The organism is Oceanobacillus salinisoli (genome assembly GCF_009733865.1).
Taxonomy (GTDB): domain Bacteria; phylum Bacillota; class Bacilli; order Bacillales; family Amphibacillaceae; genus Oceanobacillus; species Oceanobacillus salinisoli.
The window spans coordinates 148,819-169,655 of sequence record NZ_WOFB01000011.1 but is presented as its reverse complement, the minus strand read 5'-3'; the positions used below and the strand labels follow the sequence as shown (position 1 = coordinate 169,655).

The window sequence follows — 20,837 nt, the reverse complement described above, 5'->3', positions numbered from 1 at the left end:
AATATAACATATTTGGTAAATACATGTCAATATTTATTTGATAATTTATTTAGAAAAACTCGCATTCGCTCGTCCTTTAGCGAATGCGAGTTTTTCTTATACTTAGGACGTTAAAATTTTAGCTACGTCGAAAAGCTTCTTTGCTAAAATTTTATACTTTCCTAACGTGTAAAAAATATGAGGAGAGCATGTTACCCTCCCTAGTTTTCACCTATTTTATAACTTCTATTCCACCCATATAAGGAATCAGCACTTTTGGTACTTTTACAGAACCATCCTCTTGTTGGTAATTCTCTAAAATAGCTGCAACGGTTCTTCCAACTGCTAGGCCAGAACCATTTAATGTATGGACAAACTCCGGTTTGCCATTCGCCTCTCTACGGAAGCGAATTCCAGCACGTCTTGCCTGGAAGTCTTCAAAATTAGAGCAAGAAGAGATTTCACGGTACGTATTCTGATTAGGTATCCATACTTCAATGTCATATTTTTTCGCAGCCGTAAATCCTAAATCACCTGTACACATACTCATTACACGATATGGCAATTCGAGCAACTGTAGAACTTTTTCAGCATGGCCGGTTAATGTTTCTAATGTTTCATAAGAATCTTCAGGTTTAGCGAAATGAACCAGCTCTACTTTGTTAAATTGATGCTGGCGAATCAAACCTCTCGTATCACGCCCAGCAGATCCAGCCTCAGACCGAAAGCTTCCACTGAAAGCAACATATTGTTTTGGAAGATCGTCTGCATTTAAAATTTCATCGCGATGATAGTTTGTCACTGGAACTTCAGCAGTAGGCACCATGAAATAGTCCCATCCCTCTAATTTAAATGCATCTTCTTCAAATTTTGGAAGTTGCCCGGTACCTGTCATACTCGTACGATTTACAATATAAGGTGGCAGCATTTCCACATACCCATGTTCATCCGCATGTAAGTCCATCATAAAGTTTAAAAGGGCACGTTCCAGTCTAGCACCTAACCCTTTATAAAAGACAAAGCGGCTTCCAGTTACTTTACCAGCACGTTCAAAATCTAAAATATCCAAGCCTGTTGCGATATCCCAATGCGGTTTTTCTTCAAAATCAAATGCCGGAATATCCCCCCACTTCCGTGCCTCTACATTATCATCCTCATCTTCACCAACGGGAACACTCTCATGAGGAATATTAGGAATGGATAGCAGGATTTGCTGTAATTTTTCTTCAATCTCTTTTAGTTCCTTATCTAGAGTTGAAATTTGCTCGCCAACTTCACGCATCTCCTTAATTGCAGGTTCTGCATCCTTTTTCTCCTTTTTTAACACAGAAATTTGTTTCGTTACTTCATTTCGTTTTGCCTTTAAGCTTTCTGTTTCAGCTATTAATTTCCTACGTCTCTCATCTAACTCACCAAAATGGTCCAATTCTGATAAATCCTCACCTCGATGTGTTAGCTTTGCCTTTACCTCTTCAAAATTATTTCTTAAGTACTTCATATCCAGCATGTTTTATTCCTCCTTTAATGTAATGAAAAGACTCTATAGAATACGACATGAGTTGCAGCTTATTCTACCGCCACGGACATACACTTCTTAGTTTTATGCTTCTTTCTTCTTAACATAGATCAGGATAAATAAACTCTTCATAAATCGAACCGCTATTAAGCTGGTTAATTGTAGCGAGGGCAGTGTTGCAATCTACTCATGTCGGAATTTGTATCGTATCAATAGCAACAGACTTTACGAAAAGAGCCAAATAAAAAAACTCCCATCCCTAAATATAGGGACGAGAGTTTGATTCCCGCGTTGCCACCCTTGTTGAAGAGAATATCTCTTCCGGCTTTAACGTATGTAACGGTACGTAACCGGGTTTACTTACTCAGTAAAAACTTTTCCGTAAACCAGTTCAAGGATGGATTCACAGTAACCTACCATCGATTCCCACCAACCATCGACTCTCTAAAGATAGCTACACTGTTACTTATTCCTATCAATACTATTAAGCAGCATGTTTTAATGTATCCATTTAATTTATAATTATCATAAGCCATTTTAATTCAAGAAGCAAGTCTATCCATTTATTAATTAAATAAACCTGTAATCCAATTTACCGCAGAAGAGAAAATATTAGCAAAAAAGTCACCAATGGCTCCGATTGTCAGCATAAACCAATTTGCTTTTTCTACAGATGCCTCTGTAACCAAATTAACAGAACTGATTGCATCCGTATCAATAAACCCTTCGTTTTGCTCGCCTTCATATACCAATGTGGCTGTACCAATTACTTCACCTTTTTCAACAGGAGCAATCAGTTCCCCATTTTCATTTAACTTTTCCTCATCCATTTGATATTCGATACGATATAATTCTTCTTCTTCTGGTTGAATTGGAAGCGCAATAGAGTCACTTATTGAAACATCAACAAAATCTTCCTTCCCTTTGGCAACTGGAATGGCAGATTCCCCCTCCAGCTGATAGCCTGATGGGAACAATTCTTCTGTTTGGAAATTGTTAAATCCATAATCCAGGAGCTTGGCTGTTTCTTCAAAGCGCTCTTCACGGCTATCGGCTCTCATAACTACTGAAATTAAACGAGTTCCATTTCTGATGGCTGTACTAGTAAAACTGTTTCCTCCACTTTCTGTATAACCAGTTTTTAATCCATCTACTCCTTCATAATAAAACTGTTTAAAATTGACTCCTTCGTGTTCTAACATCCAATTCCAGTTAGTAATGGTTTGGCCATCAAATGTTGTTTCTGGAATAGAGGATGTTTCCAAAACCTCTGGAAAGTCATGAACAAGATTATATGCAAGTAATGCAGTAGATCTAGCAGATAATAAGTTTAAATCATCTGCTTCTGTGCCTTCTGGATGGTTTCCGTCCAAATCTGCATTATCAAGTCCTGTAGAATTAACGAACTCATACTCTGTAAGGCCCATTTCTTCTGCCTTTTCATTCATCATTTCAACAAATTCACCTTCAGAACCAGCAATTAATTCCGCAAGAGCAATCGTTGTAGCATTATCTGAATTAATAGCCATTGCTTCATACAATGATTTTACTGTATAGTCCTGATTCTGCCTTAAGCCCACTCCAGAAAAGGCGTCATTTGCCGAGATACTGTATGCATAATCACTAATTTGTGTCGTTGTATCCCATGTTATTTCACCTTCCTGAATGGCTTCTAACACTAAATACTCCGTCATCATTTTCGTCATACTTGCTGGAGGAATCGTAGCATCCGGGTTTTTGGCATATAAAATTCTCCCCGAGTCAAAATCAACTAAAATGGCTGATTCCGAATTTAAATCTAAATGTTCCTGAGCGTTTATATGGTTAGGATGAAGCGTAATCGAAATGAATATTACGGCTAATGTAAAAAGAATCGACAATTTTCTCATGTTGTACTTCAACGTTCTTACCTCCAAGTTTCTGTTTCATATCTTTAAATTATTCTATTTGCGGCTCTATTAAAAAAACACTTGTTTATTTTACCATACAGGCGGCAAAAAAAATAGATGAGGAAAGTCCTCATCTATAAAAATTTCCCATAATAGAGTACCGATCTATTAAACAGAATAGTTTGGTGCTTCTTTTGTTATTTGAACATCATGTGGATGACTTTCCCGCAATCCAGCATTCGTGATTCTGATAAATTGTGCGTCATTACGTAATGCTGTAATGGTTGGAGCCCCGCAATAACCCATTCCAGAACGCAGCCCACCGATTAACTGATGGATGGTATCTGCTAAAGATCCTTTATAAGGAACCCTTCCTTCGATTCCCTCTGGAACAAGCTTCTTATTATCTGCATCCCCTTGGAAATATCGGTCTTTGGAACCAGCTTTCATCGCACCAACAGAACCCATACCACGATATACTTTATATTTTCTGCCTTGATAAATCTCTGTCTCACCAGGACTTTCGGTTGTTCCGGCAAACATGCTACCCAACATAACAGCATGAGCACCAGCTGCTAGTGCTTTTACAATATCACCGGAGTATTTAATTCCACCATCGGCAATAATTGGTACCCCGTATTCCTGTGCCGCCATAGCACAATCATTGACAGCCGTTATTTGAGGTACCCCAACACCCGCTACAACACGTGTTGTACAAATCGATCCAGGTCCAATACCAACTTTAACAACGGTTGCACCGGCTTCAATAAGCGCCTTTGTACCTTCTGCAGTGGCAACATTTCCAGCTATGATATTTAAATCCGGGAATTCTTTACGAACCGCTCGTACTTGTTCAATGACGCCTTTGGAGTGGCCGTGCGCTGTATCAATAACAATTACATCGACACCAGCTTCTACCAACGCCTCAATCCGTTTCACTGCATCCTTCGTTACACCGACAGCAGCTCCTACCAAGAGTCTGCCATGGACATCTTTTGCCGCATATGGGAATTCAATAACCTTCTCAATATCCTTAATCGTAATTAGTCCTTTTAAGTTGTTATTTTCATCCACTAGAGGCAGTTTTTCAATTTTATATTTCTGAAGAATTTTTTCAGCTTCATCCAATGTTGTTCCCACTGGTGCAGTGATTAGGTTATTGCTAGTCATTACTTCCGAGATAGCGATGGAATAATCTTGGATAAAACGTAAATCACGATTGGTAATAATACCTACTAATTTTTGGTCTTCCACTGAATTAACAATTGGAACACCAGAGATTCGGAATTTCCCCATTAAATGTTCTGCATCATAAACTTGATGTTCTGGGGTAAGGAAAAATGGATTCGTAATGACACCACTCTCAGAACGTTTTACTCGATCAACCTGTTCAGCCTGTTCTTCAATGGACATATTCTTATGAATAACTCCAAAACCACCTTGACGAGCCATTGCAATTGCCATTTCCGCTTCTGTAACGGTATCCATCCCAGCACTAATAAATGGAGACATTAACTTTAAACTAGGTGACAATTCTGTACTTAATTGAACTTGATTTGGTAATACCTCAGACTCCGCTGGCATCAATAGTACATCATCAAATGTTAAACCTTCTTTTGCAAATTTATCCTTACGCAACATTACTCCTCCTTATAAAATGTATTTAATGAAACATAAATGATTAAACTAGTAGGTAAATCTATTTTTATATACCATACGCCAACTATTTTCCTTTTTCAATAACATATTATTGGAAATTAAAAAGAAAATAGATTCTGAATTTTTGGTGGGGAGAGACTATGCTCGAAAACAGTGACTTTTACATGTATTTAACATCACAACAAACTGCACAAAACTATTTGCTTCACTGCTATAAACAATTAGAGGAAACAGATGCTGAAACAAAAAGCTATAATAATTGTAGTGCATTTATGTATTATCTTGACCATGGAAGAAGATTTTATGAAATCGGACATGAAGTAGATATTTTTGCAAAACCAGTACTATATTTTTATGGGTTAACACATGTTTTAAAGGCCTGTCTACTAACGAAACGACCAGACTATCCTGAATCCACGACACTTTTATCACATGGAGTTACCACAAGAAAGCGAAAAAAACGCAACTATACCTTTATGAATGATGAAGTAAAAGTACAGCAAAAAGGACTTTTTCCTTATTTTTCAAAATATCTTTTTACCATTGATCCGATACCTTTTGAAAAAATAAAGATGGAAGATTTGTTTTCCGTCATACCAGAGATGCAATCCTTTTTTTCCTTTCAAGGGGATGAGAAAATGACGATGGTTGGAACGGTAAACTCCAGGCTATTACAGTTTCCTGTATGGCTGATGGATACCCATCATTTAACAGAAAAAGCATTTGTAAAAAGGATTGAACCTTTTTTGCCTCAGATTCAAAACATCGACTATCAGCAATCTTCTATTTATGTTGAATTAGAGAGAAAATTGCTATCATCCAAAGGGCCCTTTTTTATTCATATAAATGAAGGTGAAATCTATTTTCCGATTCACAGAAATCATTTTTTACCAGTCTCAGAAGTGATGGTTCATTATTTGCTTTTATATAACTTAAGTATGCTATGTAGATATGAAGCCGAATGGTGGGGGGATTTACTTTCCTCTAAGCCGGAATTGGATTATCCATTTATTGTACAATTTTTAAAAGTTACTGCAAATAAGATTCCAAAATTGCTTGAAAGAGAACTATACCAAAATATGGAAAATGATTAAAAAACGCTAGAAACTGTTTTTCTAGCGTTTCCCTTTATACCCTTGCTTCAAGATGTACATTCGGCATGTTTTGCAATGAAATAATTTCTCCAGTTCCGTCCAATTTAACAATCGGACGAGTAGGTTTAGAAGGCTCTATGAAAATAATCTCACCTGTTTGATCGTTGGTAAGCCTTACTTTTGTACCAATTGGAAAATCAGCAATGCTGCTGACAAATTTATGAACAATAGCAGAATCAAATTTGGTAAACTCACTTTTCTGGAGTTCTTCTATCACCTTAAACGGAGACTGTTTTGCTTTATATAAGCGTTCACTAGTCATAGCATGGTAACTGTCACATATACCTACTATTTGTGCATATTTATGAATTTTATCCATGGGTACTCCAAGAGGATATCCACTTCCATCGAACCGTTCATGATGCTGGATAATCGCCAGTTTTACTCCTGCAGTTAAGGAAGACGTTTGTTCAACAAGCCGATATGAAAGAGTAGGATGTTTTTTAATTTCTTCTAATTCATGTTGTTGTAATGAACCTTTCTTAAAAACTATTTTCGGATCAATCCTGGACATCCCACTGTCACTTAATAAGCCTGCGATTCCTATTTGTAACCATTCACCTTTACTATAGCCAAGTTTCCTTGCCAAATAAGAGGATAAGATAGCGACTGCTACACTATGATAATATAAATATTCTTCCTTTTTCCCATACTGATGGAGCAATGTCACAGCTTCATCGATGTCTTCTGTTCTTTCTAATAAAGGAATAATAAGCTTTCTGACATGCAATATATCTAATGACATACCACTTTGCCAGCTTTTAAATAATTCCTTGTATCCTTTAACCGCTTCTTCATAATGGTTTTGAAAGGGAGATTTAGTTTTGTCTGTATCCCATTGATTTCCTGTAATCTGCTCTTCTTCAGACGCGGCATCCACCGATTCAGGTTCAAATAATTCTCCATTGTTTAACTGTGTTGATACTTCTACTGTATCAACCAGGAAAGCCTTTAATATTTCAATATGTATATCTAACAGTACTGTATTTTTAGGAATAATAGGGTGATTTGTTTTCCCCCAAACATCCTTTAATAAAATACACCCTGGTACAAGCTGTGATGGCATTACTTGCATACATATTCCCCCAGTTCATTAAAGTAAACCCCAATTAGAAAATTCCCCCCAACTATCTTCATTATCTTAAATTTTTGCTGTTTATTACAAGTTTATTGTTTTACACAAAGTATATAAACTGCGAACTAGTTTTGTGCAACGTCAATTGTAAAACAACAGCTCACAAAAAAAGCATCATTTATTAAGTTGGGGATTTACTGCACTTTTGCCTGTTGAAAGTGAAATTTGATAAAAAGGAAGGTGACTTTTAAAAGCCACCTTACCATCTATTCTTCTTCTGTTTCTTCTTCTGATCCCACTTCTGCAGACTCTTCTTCTGGAACATCTTCTTTATCTTCTTCATGTTCAATTTTAGCAACCGTTGCTACTTCTTCGTCTTCATTCAAACGAATGAGTCGGACTCCCATCGTATTTCGCCCTGTTTCCGATATATCCTGAACTGGTATACGAATTATCACACCCGCTACGGTGATGACCATTAAATCTTCCTCCCCTGTTACAGCTTTCACAGCCGATACAGGTCCAGTCTTCTCACTTACTTTACATGTAAACACACCTTTACCGCCACGATTAATACGACGATACTCGGACTCTGGAGTTTGCTTTCCATATCCTTTCTTTGTCACATGAAGAATTTTCGACCCTTCTTCTAAAATTTCCATGGAAACTACTTCATCATCATCTCTTAATGAAATACCTTTTACACCTGCAGCAGTTCGTCCCATCGCTCTAATTTGTGTCTCTTCAAAACGGATTAAATAGCCATTTTTCGTAGCAATCATGACATCTTTATTACCATCTGTTTCTTTCACTGAAATCAGCTCATCATCATCACGTAATCCAAGAGCAATGAGTCCACCTTTACGGATATTCGCAAATTTAGATACAGAGGTGCGTTTTGTAATACCATGTTTGGTTGCAAAGAATAGGTAAGCATCTTCCTGATACTCACTTACTGATATAACAGCATTGACCCATTCACCGCTTTCTACCTGGAGCATATTAACAATCGGGATTCCTTTTGCTGTCCTTGAGAACTCAGGTATTTCGTATCCTTTTGCTTTATATACTTTCCCTTTATTCGTAAAGAATAAAAGCATATTATGTGTCGACGTCGATACAAGATGCTCCACGAAATCATCTTCATTTGTACCCATCCCCTGGATACCTCGACCGCCACGTTTTTGGGTACGATAGGTAGAAGATGGGAGCCGTTTAATATAGCCTTTATGCGTTAAGGTGATAACGACATTCTCTTCTGGAATTAAGTCTTCATCCTCAAAAAAGTCTGTACCACCAACTACAATTTCTGTTTGGCGCTCATCATTATATTTTTCTTTGATCTCTGTCAGTTCTTCACGGATAATTTCCAGAATCTTTTCCTCATCAGCTAAGATGGCTTTTAATTCAGAGATAAGCTTCTCCAATTCTGCATACTCTTCTTCTATTTTGTCTCGTTCTAAACCTGTTAACCGCTGGAGACGCATATCTAAGATGGCTTGTGCCTGCTTCTCAGATAACTTGAAGCGCTCCATCAACCCATTACGTGCAATATCGGTTGTTTTTGAACCTCGAATGAGTGAAATAACTTCATCGATATGATCTAGAGCAATTCGCAAACCTTCTAAAATATGAGCGCGAGCTTCCGCTTTTCTCAGCTCATATTCTGTTCTGCGTCTTATAATTACTTTTTGATGATTTAAATAATGTACTAAACATTCTTTAATATTTAATACTTTTGGTTGTCCATCTACTAGAGCAAGTGTATTAATTCCGAATGTCGTTTGCATCGCGGTCTGCTTATATAAATTATTTAATATGACATTAGGATTCGCATCACGTCTTAATTCAATAGCGATACGCATTCCATTACGGTCAGATTCATCCCTTAAATCTGTAATTCCTTCAATGCGCTTATCACGAACAAGTTCCGCAATTTTTTCTACTAATTTTGCTTTATTTACTTGATAAGGGATTTCTGTAACTATGATCGATGACTTTCCATTGGTATGTTCTTCAATATTAGCTTTGGCACGAATCGTAATCGACCCTTTACCTGTTTCATAAGCTTTCCGGATACCACTTCTCCCTAAAATTTGACCAGCAGTAGGGAAGTCTGGACCATGAATATAATCTTCCATTAATTCCTCAATTGTTATGTCAGGATTCTTACTTACTGCTAACACCGCATCAATCGTCTCTCCCAAATGATGTGGGGGAATATTCGTTGCCATACCAACTGCAATCCCAGATGTCCCATTAACAAGCAGATTCGGAAATCGAGCTGGAAAAACAACCGGTTCTCGTTCTGAACCATCATAGTTATCCTGGTAATCAATCGTATCTTTATTGATATCACGAAGTAGCTCCATCGAGATTTTGGACATTCTGGCTTCAGTATATCGCATTGCAGCTGCTGAGTCCCCATCTACAGAACCAAAGTTACCATGTCCATCTACCAGCATATAGCGGTAACTAAAATATTGAGCCATACGTACCATGGTTTCATAAACGGCAGAATCACCATGTGGGTGGTACTTACCGATTACTTCCCCAACTATACGTGCTGATTTCTTATAGGCCTTGTCAGAATGCATTCCTAAATCATGCATCGCATACAATATTCTTCGATGTACGGGCTTCATTCCGTCACGAACATCAGGAAGAGCTCGTGCGACAATAACACTCATTGCATAATCGAGGAAAGATGTACGCATTTCATTGCTAAGATTAATTTCTTGTACGTTTGGTCTTTGTTTTTCCGCCATATTCATACCTCCTAAACAAAAAACACGATATGTGTTTTTCTAAAGGATTAGAAGATAAAGGGCAAAACTATAAGAATAGAATCCCAGTTATGCCTCTTCCTTCTAACCTTCAACTTCTGTATTCTAGCTTTTTATCTTCAAGCAGTGTGTTTCTTATATATCTAAATTCTTAACATATTGCGCATTTTCTTCAATAAAATGACGCCTTGGTTCTACTTTATCACCCATTAACATATCAAAGACCTGATCTGCATCGATGGCATCTTCTAACTCCACTTGTAGGAGTGTACGGTTTTCTGGATTCATTGTCGTATCCCATAATTGTTCTGCATTCATTTCACCAAGACCTTTATATCGCTGAATGCCCGGTTTTGGTGCACTTGGAATGTCAGCAAGGATTTGATCCATTTCTTTATCATCATAAGCATATCGGAGCGTTTTCCCTTGTTTTATTTGATAAAGTGGTGGTTGTGCAATATAGATATAACCATGTTCAATTAATGGGCGCATAAAGCGATAGAAAAATGTCAATAGTAAAGTACGTATATGTGCACCATCAACATCTGCATCTGTCATAATGACAACTTTATGGTATCTTGCTTTCGTAATATCAAATTCTTCTCCAATTCCAGTACCAAGTGCGGTAATCATGGAACGTACTTCATTGTTGGATAAGATTCGATCCAATCGTGCTTTTTCAACGTTCAGGATTTTACCACGCAATGGAAGGATAGCCTGGAAGTGACGGTCACGACCAGATTTTGCAGAACCACCAGCAGAATCCCCCTCAACAATATAGAGTTCACTGATGGAGGCATCTTTGGAAGAACAGTCAGCAAGTTTACCCGGTAAATTGGATACTTCCAAAGCACTTTTTCTTCTTGTCAGTTCTCTCGCCTTTTTTGCCGCCATACGTGCTCTGGAAGCCATCAATCCTTTTTCCACGATGATCTTTGCAACGCTAGGATTTTCATAAAGAAATGTAGAAAATTTCTCACTGAACACCGAGTCCGTTACGGTTCTTACTTCCGTGTTTCCTAACTTTGTTTTAGTTTGCCCCTCAAATTGCGGGTCAGGGTGTTTGATAGAGATAATTGCCGTAATACCTTCCCTTACATCTTCACCAGTAAGGTTGGACTCTCCCTCTTTAATTAAATTATTTTTCCGTGCATAATCATTAATCACTCGGGTAAGACCTGTTCTAAACCCTACTTCATGGGTTCCGCCTTCATACGTGTGAATATTATTAGCAAAGGAATAAATATTGGAGGAGAATCCATCATTATATTGGATCGATACTTCTACGGCAATATCCTGATCTTCACCCTCAGCATAGAATGGAGCATGTAACACTTCTTTTGTATTGTTAATGTACTCCACATAGGACTTGATTCCACCCTCATAATGGTGGCTGACCGGTTCCTGATCTGTTCGCTTATCTTCTAAAGAAATCTTTAACCCTTTATTCAGGAAAGCTAATTCACGAATACGTTGTGCTAATGTATCAAAGTTATATTCAACCGTTTCTGTAAAAATTTCCGGGTCTGGTTTAAAGTGAGTAATGGTTCCAGTTATATCGGTCTCACCAATTACTTTAATATCGCCTTGTGGGACCCCTTTTTCATAACTTTGATAGTGAACTTTTCCGTCACGGTGAACATACACTTCCATAATAGTAGACAGGGCATTTACAACCGATGCACCAACCCCGTGCAGACCACCGGAAACTTTATAGCCTCCGCCACCAAATTTCCCACCTGCATGGAGAACCGTCATAATAACTTCTAAAGCAGGGCGTCCTGTTTTCTTCTGAATATCAACCGGAATTCCACGTCCATTATCTTTTACCGTTATACTGTTGTCCTTCTCAACGATGACCTCGATATGATCACAATAACCTGCTAACGCTTCATCGATACTATTATCGACAATTTCCCAAACAAGGTGATGTAATCCACGTTCTGCGGTTGATCCGATATACATACCTGGTCGTTTTCGAACGGCTTCCAATCCTTCTAAGACCTGTATTTGATCAGCGTCATATGCTTGTTCATTCTTTATTTTTTCTTCCATTTTCCTCACACTCATTTCTTATTTAAAAAACTAAATCTATTTTAAAATGATTAAAATCATGTATATTTGCACATGAAGGTTAACTTAAGGAATAACCTCATTGGAATAATCATCCAAATTACTAATGCTTTCTATCATGCTAGTTCGCTTCTTAAGTGTTGCAACTGAAACCGTCGTATAATAAATAGTATCTTTGGTGATCATTACGGATTTTGGATTTTTAGTTGGTCCAGTTATTTTCTTTTCCCTTTTCCAAGCATCCATCATCTCTGTCATAATCACAGAGGAGGATATAATATGATAATCAATAATGGCTATGACATCCTTTGAACGTATAACATTACCATCGCCTATATGAATAAACATGCTTCCAAAACCCTTCTTCTTGAAATGTTATGTTTCGGCTTTTCCATTGCTGACTCGGAATAATTCAGCTTTTTCCAGTGTTTCATGATGAATCCCATCTACACTCGTTGTGGAAACAAAGGTTTGTACTTTCCCTTGAATCGTATTTAGTAAATGGGATTGTCTATAATCATCTAATTCACTTAGTACATCATCAAGGAGAAGTATAGGATACTCTCCAACCTCTTTATGAATCAATTCAATTTCAGCAAGTTTTAAGGATAAGGCAGTTGTCCGCTGCTGCCCTTGGGATCCGAATGTTTGAACATCCTTACCATTTACCTGGAATAACAAATCATCACGATGTGGACCAATAAGGGTTGTGCCACGTTCCATTTCTTTTTCCTGTATTTCCTGAAATTTCCTTAAATAATTATTAGTTATTTTTTCCTTATTTTCCGCTTCTGATACTTCAATTGTGGCACTATACTTAATTTCCAGATTTTCCAGACCTCTGCTTATTCCATGGTGAATGGGGTGAGCCCAATTCTTCAGTAATTCTAAAAACAAAAATCGTTTTTCTAAAACAACAGCTGCATGATCAACAAGCTGCATCGTTAAAACTTCCAGCATGGTTGTGTCTGCTTTTTCTCTCCGTTGTATTTGTTTCAACAAATGATTGCGCTGCTTCAGTATTCGCTGGTATTGTCCTAAATGGTATATATAGGTTGGTTGAATTTGCCCTAATTCCATATCCATAAACCTGCGTCTAATTTGAGGAGGGCCTTTCACAAGCGTTAAATCTTCTGGTGCAAACATAACGACATTGATTGCCCCAATATAATCACTTAACCGCCTCTGTTCCAAATGATTTAACTTTGCTTTTTTCCCTTTTGTAGAGATGATAATTTCCAGTGGGAGAGATTGATTGCGTTTTTTTACCCTACCCTCTATTTTAGCATAATCTTTCTCCCATTGGATAAGTTCTTTTTCATGAGAGGTTCGATGGGACTTGGTAAACGCCAGTACATAAATAGCTTCCATCAGATTGGTTTTCCCTTGAGCGTTCTCACCAATAATGACATTGATTTTATCATCGAAGGAAATCTCCTGTTTTTCGTAATTTCGAAAGTTCTTTAACTGTAACCTCTCTATATGCATCTAAGTTAAGCCTCTTTTTTCACAATATAAGAACCGAATTCCTCTATCTCTACTACATCATTTGGATATAATTTCCTCCCGCGCCGGTGTTCCAGTTCACCATTTACAACCGCACCAACATCCTGAAGATAAGCTTTCACCATTCCACCCGAATCTAAAATGTTTAGAAGTTTAATAAATTGGCCTAAAGTAATGTAATCTGTTTCTATTTGTATTTCTTCATGCAAGTTAATCACCAATTTCTTTTTGTATTTTTTACTTATTAGAGGATGTTCAAAAAGTCCGGTGAAAAGGACACATCGAATTTCTTCGTTGGCTCGCTTTTCCGTTGCTCACGTATTAACTGATACGTTCCGCTACTCAAAGCTTCGCCGCCTCGAACTTCTCGGTCCTTTTCATCCTCCTTTTTGAACACGCACTATTAATTGCTTATTTCCTTCTAAAACTTTTATATACCTATTTTACTAAAGTTTTTGGATTAAGGGAAGGTAAGACCCTAGAAATTAAAAATAAACGCTAAAATTGGCCTATATTTGCTTTTTATGATGGCCTTACATTTCATATCTATCCAAGCCACTAATTTTTTAAAAGGATTTGTTTTTTGCAAAAAGAGCCAAAGAAAAAACCGGGTATACCGAAATTTTTCTTTGGCTGTTTTGGTTACTGTTTCTATCTAAAGCAAAATATGTGTTTTTTAATAGGTTCTTACTGGAAGAATTAACTGTAAAATAGAATCATCGTTTACTGGACGAATAATAAATGGTCTCATTGCACCTGTAAATGAGATGGAAACTTCATCATATTCGATTGCTTTTAGTGCATCAATCATATATTTGGAGCTGAAAGAAATCTTTAATTCTTCTCCTTCCATTGCTTGAACTGTAAGATCTTCTGTTACATTTCCAATTTCCGGAGAATTGCTGGTAATTTCAATTAATCCAGATCCTTGTGTTGATAGCCGAACCACATTATTGCGCTCCTCTTTTGCTAACAAAGAAGCTCGATCAATGGTACCAAGCAGTTCTTTTGTTTTTACTTGAATATTGGTTTTACTCTGTTCCGGAATTAATCGGGAAGTTTCAGGATAATTTCCATCAAGCAAGCGGGAAAGGAAATTTAAGTATTTCGTTCGGAATAAAATCTGATTGTTAGTTACACTAATCTCTACTTTTTCCTCTGAATCAACCAGAATTTTATTTAACTCATTTAAGCTTTTCCCAGGTACAACAATATTTTTAAACTCAATATTAGTACTTGAAATAGGAACTTCTCTAGAAGCTAAGCGGTGACTGTCTGTTGCAATAAACGTTAATAAACTATCACTTAAATTGATATTAACCCCCGTTAGAATCGGCCGAGTCTCCATCGTTGAAATTGCAAAAACGGTTTGTTTGATCATGCTTTTCAGTATATCAACAGGGATTTCAAAACTATCATCGGTTTGAATTTTTGGTAGTTGTGGATATTCTTCTGCATCCTGTCCATTTAAAATAAACTCCGCTTTACCAGATCGGATCGTTACTTTCAAACTTGAATCTGCTTCAATTTCTACTGTTTTTTCTGGTAACTTTCGAACAATATCAGGAAAATACTTTGCCTGCAGCACAATACTTCCTTCTTCTATTTGTTCTATATTTACCTTTTCATCTTCTTCAGCAGGAATATAAGATTCAATAGAAACATCGGAGTCACTTCCAGTTAATGTGATTCCATGTTGTTTTGCTTCAATTTTTATCCCTGTCAGGATGGGAATAACCGTTCTTGACGAGATAGCTTTCATTACATTTTGAACACTGGAAATTAATTGTTCGCGTTGGATAATAAATTTCATGAAAAAATCCTCCTAAATGGAAGTACTATTTATATTATTTTTTTATAAAAATATAATAATAAAAGTAATAATACCTGTGATTATGTGGATAAATGTATTTTTCTGTTTGAACAGTAAGTTTTCCACATGTGGATATTTTGTTCATAAACGTTATTGTTCATTAACAGTATTCACATGTGGATAGGGTTATAGTCTACTATAATGATTTGATCTTTTCTTTTATATCTTCAATGTCTCGGGAAAGGTCAGCATCTTTTTCAAGTAGTTTGGATATTTTTTCGTGAGCATGAATGACTGTTGTATGATCACGTCCTCCGAATTCCTCTCCAATTTTAGGCAATGAGAAATCGGTTAATTCCCGTGCTAGGTACATTGCAATTTGTCTAGGAAACGCAATGGATTTGGTTCTTTTTTTGGCAGAAAAGTCTTCTAATTTGATATTATATCTTTCACCAACTACTTCTTGAATCCCCAGAATGGTAATGACTTTTGGTTTATTGCTAGGAATGATGTCTTTCAATGCGTCGGCAGCCAGGGAAGCATCAATGTCTTGATTGACTAGCGAAGAATATGCGACAACGCGTATAAGTGCCCCTTCTAATTCGCGAATATTGGTGTCAATCTGATTGGCGATGTAAAGCATGACTTCATTCGGAATATCAAGTCCTTCCGCTTTTGCCTTTTTATTTAAAATAGCTATTCTCGTTTCTAAATCTGGAGGGGTAATATCGGTAATTAATCCCCATTCAAAACGTGACCGCAGCCGATCCTCTAATGTCGGAATTTCCTTTGGTGGCCGGTCACTGGAAATAATAATTTGCTTACTTTCCTCATGCAGCGTATTAAAGGTATGAAAAAATTCTTCCTGAGTTGATTCTTTTCCAGCAATGAATTGAATATCATCTATTAATAGGACATCGACATTTCGATATTTATTGCGAAAATTCGTCGTTTTATTGTCCATAATGGCATTGATGAATTCATTCGTAAATTTCTCAGATGTTATATAAACAACTTTAGCTTTCGGATTATGTTCTTGTACATAATGTCCGATTGCATGCATTAAGTGTGTTTTTCCTAAACCAACGCCACCATAGATAAATAGCGGGTTATATGCTTTGGCCGGAGCTTCGGCGACAGCTAATGATGCGGCGTGTGCAAAGCGATTCCCAGCTCCAATGACAAACGTATTAAATGTATATTTGGAATTAAGCATCGTTTTTGGAAAATCACCGGGTTCAGATGTTTCTTTTGGTTTAGGGTCTGGTTTCACATCCTCAAGCTCTGGAGTAGTATCTGGAATAATAAACTTTGTATTTAACCTGGAACCGGTAATCTCACCTATAATATCGGAAATTAGATCCGTATACTGGTTCTCAAGCCAATCTCTGGCAAATTCATTTGGAGCAGATATAATCAATGTATTTTTTTCCAATGCTTCTGCTTGCGTATTTTTTAACCACGTATCAAAGCTTGGTTTGCTAATTTTTTCTTCAATTTTCTCTAATGTAGCAACCCATAGCTCTTCAATATTTTCCAATCCGGTTTTTCACTCCTTTCTTGAAATGACAGAAAAAGCATACCTCAGTTTGCTAAGAATGAAGGAAAGGCATGCTAAACATGTACATTATTTACGGTAAAAAATTCATATGAGAAGAAAAAAGATTTGTGGATATTTTAATATAAGGATAATGAAGGGTAGTAATAGTTATATACGCTATCCACATACCTGTTGAAAAAGTTATAAAAAGTACTGTGAACAACTATCCACATGTTATCCACAATCTGTGTATAATTATTTTGTCGATTTGATTTTCCACAAGTGAAAACATTAATATAATATCAAAAAAAACCTAATCGTGCAATGCTTTTTCATCACTTATCCACAAAGTCTACTGGTTGTATATAATTTCTATCCACACTACTATATTTTGTTATTTTGTTGTCGATAAGTGTTGTGGACAGAAAAATATTGTCGAATTTTTTACAAACAGTGCCTGTGGATAATAAAAATGTGGTAAGGAAAAGGAAGAAAATATAACCTGTTGAAGATAGGTGATTAAAGAACAGATCTCGGAAAATAGAAAATGTGCTTTTGAAAAGTTTATTTTATTTCTCTAGAATATAAAGATATCTACTTTTTTTATGTAACTCTTTTCTGTTGTAAAAACAGGTCACTAGAATTTATACGAGCAAAGAGATCTGGTGGAGTACGTTTCATTTTACTTAGAACTCAAATAAAAAAAAGTGCTAATAAAACGTGCTTTTAATATGTTTACCTATGCATGAATCAGAAAGCCAATACTAGCGTAGACAGAACGTAGCCTCCTCAAAAACACAAACCGATTTCTTCGTGCGATTAGAGCTGCAGTTGGCGTTCCTTGTCCTGTGGGAATAGCACGTTCCAGACCTGAGCAGCGAGGTACTACTTAAGTAATCTTCTTTGTTCCCTTGCGCCGATGAATCCTACTATGGAGCGTTACTAGAAGACTAGAGGTGCACCGGTTTTTCTTGATGAGGCTTGAGGCCGTGCCCACGAACCGTAAATATTCTGCCGAAGCGACTGCATGCACAAATCATCATTAGAACAAGCGAGAACATCAGGAAATGGAGTTTTCACTAGTCGAGAGTTTATAAAAAATGCATACTAAATTTGTCCGCAAAAAGCAGTGATCTTTTAGAAAATGGATTTGACAAAAGGTATTCACATTACGTATAATTACAAAGACTGTCTAATTGATAAGTTTTTAAACCAATTTTAGATATTGAAGTTTTCCCTTAGGGAGGTGCAAGATAAATGAAAAGAACTTACCAACCAAATAATCGTAAACGTAAAAAAGTACACGGTTTTCGCGCACGTATGAGTTCAAAAAACGGACGTAAAGTTTTAGCTCGTCGTCGTCGTAAAGGAAGAAAAGTATTATCTGCATAGGCCACTGTTGATTCAGTGGTCTTTTTCTACATAAATTTATTGAATAAAATAGGAACATTCATGTCAATGATTATATGGTTAGCTGTAAATACAGAAGGACAAGCTTGTTGTGTTAGATAGGTGGTAAGAATGAAAAAAAGATTTCGTATAAAAAAGAATGAAGATTTTCAGTTTGTATTCAGGAAAGGTAAATCTTTTGCTAACCGTCAGCTTGTTATTTACTACGTAGAGAAACCTGGTCAAGATCACTTTCGAATCGGTCTTTCTGTAGGGAAAAAAATAGGAAATGCAGTAACACGTAATAGAATTAAGAGGTATTTGCGCCAGGCTTTTCAAGAGTTAGACAGTAGTATAAAATATCCATATGATATTGTTATAATAGCAAGGAACCCAACGAAGAATATGGAGTATGAGGAAATAAAAAAAAGTCTCATTCATCTTATGTATAAAGAACGTCTATTAAAAAAATAAGAGAACTTTCAGCTTAAAATAGAAAGTTCTATCTTTTTAAGATAAAATAACATGTAGAATATGCGAGTGATAGTCTAAGGAGGAAATAAATTGCGCAAGAAGTATTTATTGCTTCTGGCTCTTATTGGAATGGTCTTACTGCTATCTGGTTGTATGGAAGTAGATCAGCCAATTACGTCAGAAAGTGAAGGAATATGGAATCAAATTTTTGTCTATCCGCTTTCATGGGTAATTATAAAAATAGCTGAAATATTTAACAATAGTTATGGACTTTCAATTATCATTGTTACTATTTTTCTTCGCTTACTTATTGTTCCTTTAAGTATTAAACAAATTAAAAGTTCAAGAGCAATGCAGGAAGTTCAGCCAAAATTAAAGGAAATACAGAAGAAATACAGTTCAAAAGATGCGAATACACAACAAAAGCTTCAACAGGAAACAATGAAGGTGATGCAGGAGCATAATGTTAATCCACTCGCTGGTTGTTTGCCGATTTTTGTCCAAATGCCAATATTAATTGCCATGTATCATGCAATTGTTCGTACTGAAGAAATTAGTAACTACAGCTTTTTATGGTTCGAATTAGGTTCTCCGGATTTCGTATTACCAATATTAACCGGTGTGTTTACGTTCATTCAGCAAAAACTCATGATGTCAACCAATACAGCAATGAATGCTAATCCGCAAATTGCCATGCAAATGAAGATGATGCTTTATGTGATGCCAATCATGATTACAGTAATGGCCTTTTTCTTCCCAGCTGCATTGGCATTATACTGGGTAACTGGTAATATCTTTATGATTTTCCAAACTGTTTTAATCAATAAACCGATGATGAGTGACAACAGTAATGGAGGAGTTAAGAAGTGAAAGAAATAACTGCTAGTGGACAAACTATTGAAGAGGCGGTCCAAGCAGCACTAGAGCAGTTAAACACCACGAGAGACCAAGTTGAAATTACCGTTATTGATCAAGGAAAAAAAGGTTTATTTGGAGTATTTGGAGCAAAACCAGCAATAGTAAAAGTATCGCTGGTTAAAGATCCAATTAAAGAGACCGAGAAATACATGAAAGAAGTTACGGCGAATATGAATTTAGATGTTGATATTCAAACGACCATTGAAGGAAAACATGTTACCTTTGAATTAAATGGTGAAAATATTGCAATTTTAATCGGCAAACGCGGGCAAACATTAAATGCGTTGCAGTATTTAATTCATCTCGTAATTAATAGAATCAGTGAAAACTATTATACGGTTACGTTAGATGCTGAAGGATATCGGGGGAGAAGACAAGAAACGTTGGAGTCATTAGCTTTAAAAATGGCTGATAAAGCGATGCGCTTAAATAAAAAGGTGGCATTGGAACCAATGCCAGCGTTTGAAAGAAAGATTATTCACAGTGTATTGCAGGGAAAGCCTGGGATTTCCACGTATTCTGATGGAGAAGAACCCCATCGCCATATTGTAATAAAACCAAAGTAATTGTATATAATAAGCACTCCCATTTAGTTTGTTGAATGGGAGTGCTTATTTTTATAGATTGTTTTTTTAAAACATGTTTATTTTTACCATAAAGATTTTATTTAACATTGATATAAACTTCGAACTAAATGAGTGCACTGTTAATAGTGGTAGGCTATACTGAAATTTATTTAATTAAATAAATTGTTAGAAATATAAAAGCACAAAATTTCCATAGCGGTAGGTACAACACCTATTTAGCATCTTAAGTTGGTCAGGAGTTTATATCCATTCCACAACAATAAACTTTACAATAAGAGCCTTTTTATTGTAAAGGAAATTTGAAGCAAAGAAAAAGTTTGACATAGCAAAAGGACTAACTTCATAAATGGTCTTGCTGTATGAATCCAGTTTTCTTTTGTTTAAAATAACGACAACAGCATAAATTAATAACAAATTCCTTTTACCGTTATGAATGTAAATAGGGAGATAGTTCTATACTAAGCATAATCATAACCTGG

General features: G+C 36.4%; 16 protein-coding genes and 1 other annotated feature. Of the genes, 5 read left to right on the top strand and 11 right to left on the bottom strand.

Annotation, left to right across the window (positions count from 1 at the left end; translation table 11 throughout):
* Window positions 1-211 precede the first annotated feature (211 nt).
* From serS to guaB, 3 genes are all read right to left on the bottom strand, one after another.
* Window positions 212-1,486 (bottom strand): serine--tRNA ligase, encoded by a 1,275-nt coding sequence (serS, locus tag GMJ66_RS08805; RefSeq protein ID WP_156289951.1) that lies wholly within the window; start codon window positions 1,484-1,486, stop codon window positions 212-214.
* 273 nt (window positions 1,487-1,759) lie between these two features.
* Window positions 1,760-1,983, bottom strand: a binding site (T-box leader).
* A 78-nt stretch (window positions 1,984-2,061) separates the two neighbouring features.
* Window positions 2,062-3,396 (bottom strand): D-alanyl-D-alanine carboxypeptidase family protein, encoded by a 1,335-nt coding sequence (locus GMJ66_RS08800; RefSeq protein ID WP_231514881.1) that lies wholly within the window; start codon window positions 3,394-3,396, stop codon window positions 2,062-2,064.
* Between the two features lie 156 nt (window positions 3,397-3,552).
* Window positions 3,553-5,025, bottom strand: coding sequence for an IMP dehydrogenase (gene guaB, locus GMJ66_RS08795; protein WP_407939207.1), 1,473 nt, complete (start codon window positions 5,023-5,025; stop codon window positions 3,553-3,555).
* Between the two features lie 158 nt (window positions 5,026-5,183).
* On the opposite strand from guaB, the gene GMJ66_RS08790 reads away from it, so the two are divergent.
* Window positions 5,184-6,137 carry a YaaC family protein gene (locus tag GMJ66_RS08790; protein ID WP_156289949.1) on the top strand — a complete coding sequence of 318 codons (954 nt, stop codon included), beginning with the start codon at window positions 5,184-5,186 and terminating at the stop codon, window positions 6,135-6,137.
* A gap of 34 nt (window positions 6,138-6,171) precedes the next feature.
* Here the strand turns inward: GMJ66_RS08790 and GMJ66_RS08785 are convergent, their stop codons facing one another.
* The 8 genes from GMJ66_RS08785 to dnaA form a co-directional block, all read right to left on the bottom strand.
* A complete protein-coding gene (locus tag GMJ66_RS08785) occupies window positions 6,172-7,272 on the bottom strand; it encodes an HD-GYP domain-containing protein (RefSeq protein ID WP_156289948.1) in 1,101 nt (366 codons plus the stop codon).
* A 266-nt stretch (window positions 7,273-7,538) separates the two neighbouring features.
* Entirely contained in the window at window positions 7,539-10,040 is a 2,502-nt protein-coding gene (gene gyrA / locus GMJ66_RS08780; RefSeq protein WP_156289947.1) for a DNA gyrase subunit A, read from the bottom strand.
* Window positions 10,041-10,193: 153 nt separating this feature from the next.
* Window positions 10,194-12,113, bottom strand: coding sequence for a DNA topoisomerase (ATP-hydrolyzing) subunit B (gyrB, locus tag GMJ66_RS08775; RefSeq protein WP_156289946.1), 1,920 nt, complete (start codon window positions 12,111-12,113; stop codon window positions 10,194-10,196).
* Window positions 12,114-12,197: 84 nt separating this feature from the next.
* The gene (gene remB, locus GMJ66_RS08770; protein WP_156289945.1) at window positions 12,198-12,479 is read right to left on the bottom strand and encodes an extracellular matrix regulator RemB; all 282 of its coding nucleotides are present in this window, start codon (window positions 12,477-12,479) and stop codon (window positions 12,198-12,200) included.
* A 27-nt stretch (window positions 12,480-12,506) separates the two neighbouring features.
* Window positions 12,507-13,619, bottom strand: a complete 1,113-nt coding sequence (gene recF / locus GMJ66_RS08765) for a DNA replication/repair protein RecF (RefSeq protein ID WP_156289944.1) — start codon at window positions 13,617-13,619, stop codon at window positions 12,507-12,509.
* 5 nt (window positions 13,620-13,624) lie between these two features.
* Entirely contained in the window at window positions 13,625-13,846 is a 222-nt protein-coding gene (gene yaaA / locus GMJ66_RS08760; RefSeq protein WP_156289943.1) for a S4 domain-containing protein YaaA, read from the bottom strand.
* A gap of 467 nt (window positions 13,847-14,313) precedes the next feature.
* A complete protein-coding gene (gene dnaN / locus GMJ66_RS08755; RefSeq protein WP_156289942.1) occupies window positions 14,314-15,450 on the bottom strand; it encodes a DNA polymerase III subunit beta in 1,137 nt (378 codons plus the stop codon).
* Between the two features lie 196 nt (window positions 15,451-15,646).
* Window positions 15,647-16,990: a chromosomal replication initiator protein DnaA gene (gene dnaA, locus GMJ66_RS08750; protein ID WP_156289941.1), complete on the bottom strand. Its 1,344-nt coding sequence runs from the start codon at window positions 16,988-16,990 to the stop codon at window positions 15,647-15,649.
* A 1,257-nt stretch (window positions 16,991-18,247) separates the two neighbouring features.
* Between dnaA and rpmH the strand changes: the two genes are divergently transcribed.
* The 4 genes from rpmH to jag all read left to right on the top strand — a co-directional run bounded on the left by rpmH (window position 18,248) and on the right by jag (window position 20,337).
* On the top strand, window positions 18,248-18,382 hold the full coding sequence (gene rpmH, locus GMJ66_RS08745; protein ID WP_156289940.1) for a 50S ribosomal protein L34: 135 nt from the start codon (window positions 18,248-18,250) through the stop codon (window positions 18,380-18,382).
* 129 nt (window positions 18,383-18,511) lie between these two features.
* Window positions 18,512-18,853: a ribonuclease P protein component gene (rnpA, locus tag GMJ66_RS08740; protein WP_156289939.1), complete on the top strand. Its 342-nt coding sequence runs from the start codon at window positions 18,512-18,514 to the stop codon at window positions 18,851-18,853.
* A gap of 129 nt (window positions 18,854-18,982) precedes the next feature.
* On the top strand, window positions 18,983-19,723 hold the full coding sequence (gene yidC, locus GMJ66_RS08735) for a membrane protein insertase YidC (RefSeq protein ID WP_407939209.1): 741 nt from the start codon (window positions 18,983-18,985) through the stop codon (window positions 19,721-19,723).
* Window positions 19,720-20,337 carry an RNA-binding cell elongation regulator Jag/EloR gene (gene jag, locus GMJ66_RS08730; RefSeq protein ID WP_156289937.1) on the top strand — a complete coding sequence of 206 codons (618 nt, stop codon included), beginning with the start codon at window positions 19,720-19,722 and terminating at the stop codon, window positions 20,335-20,337. Before yidC ends, jag begins: the two co-directional genes overlap by 4 nt.
* Window positions 20,338-20,837 lie beyond the last annotated feature (500 nt).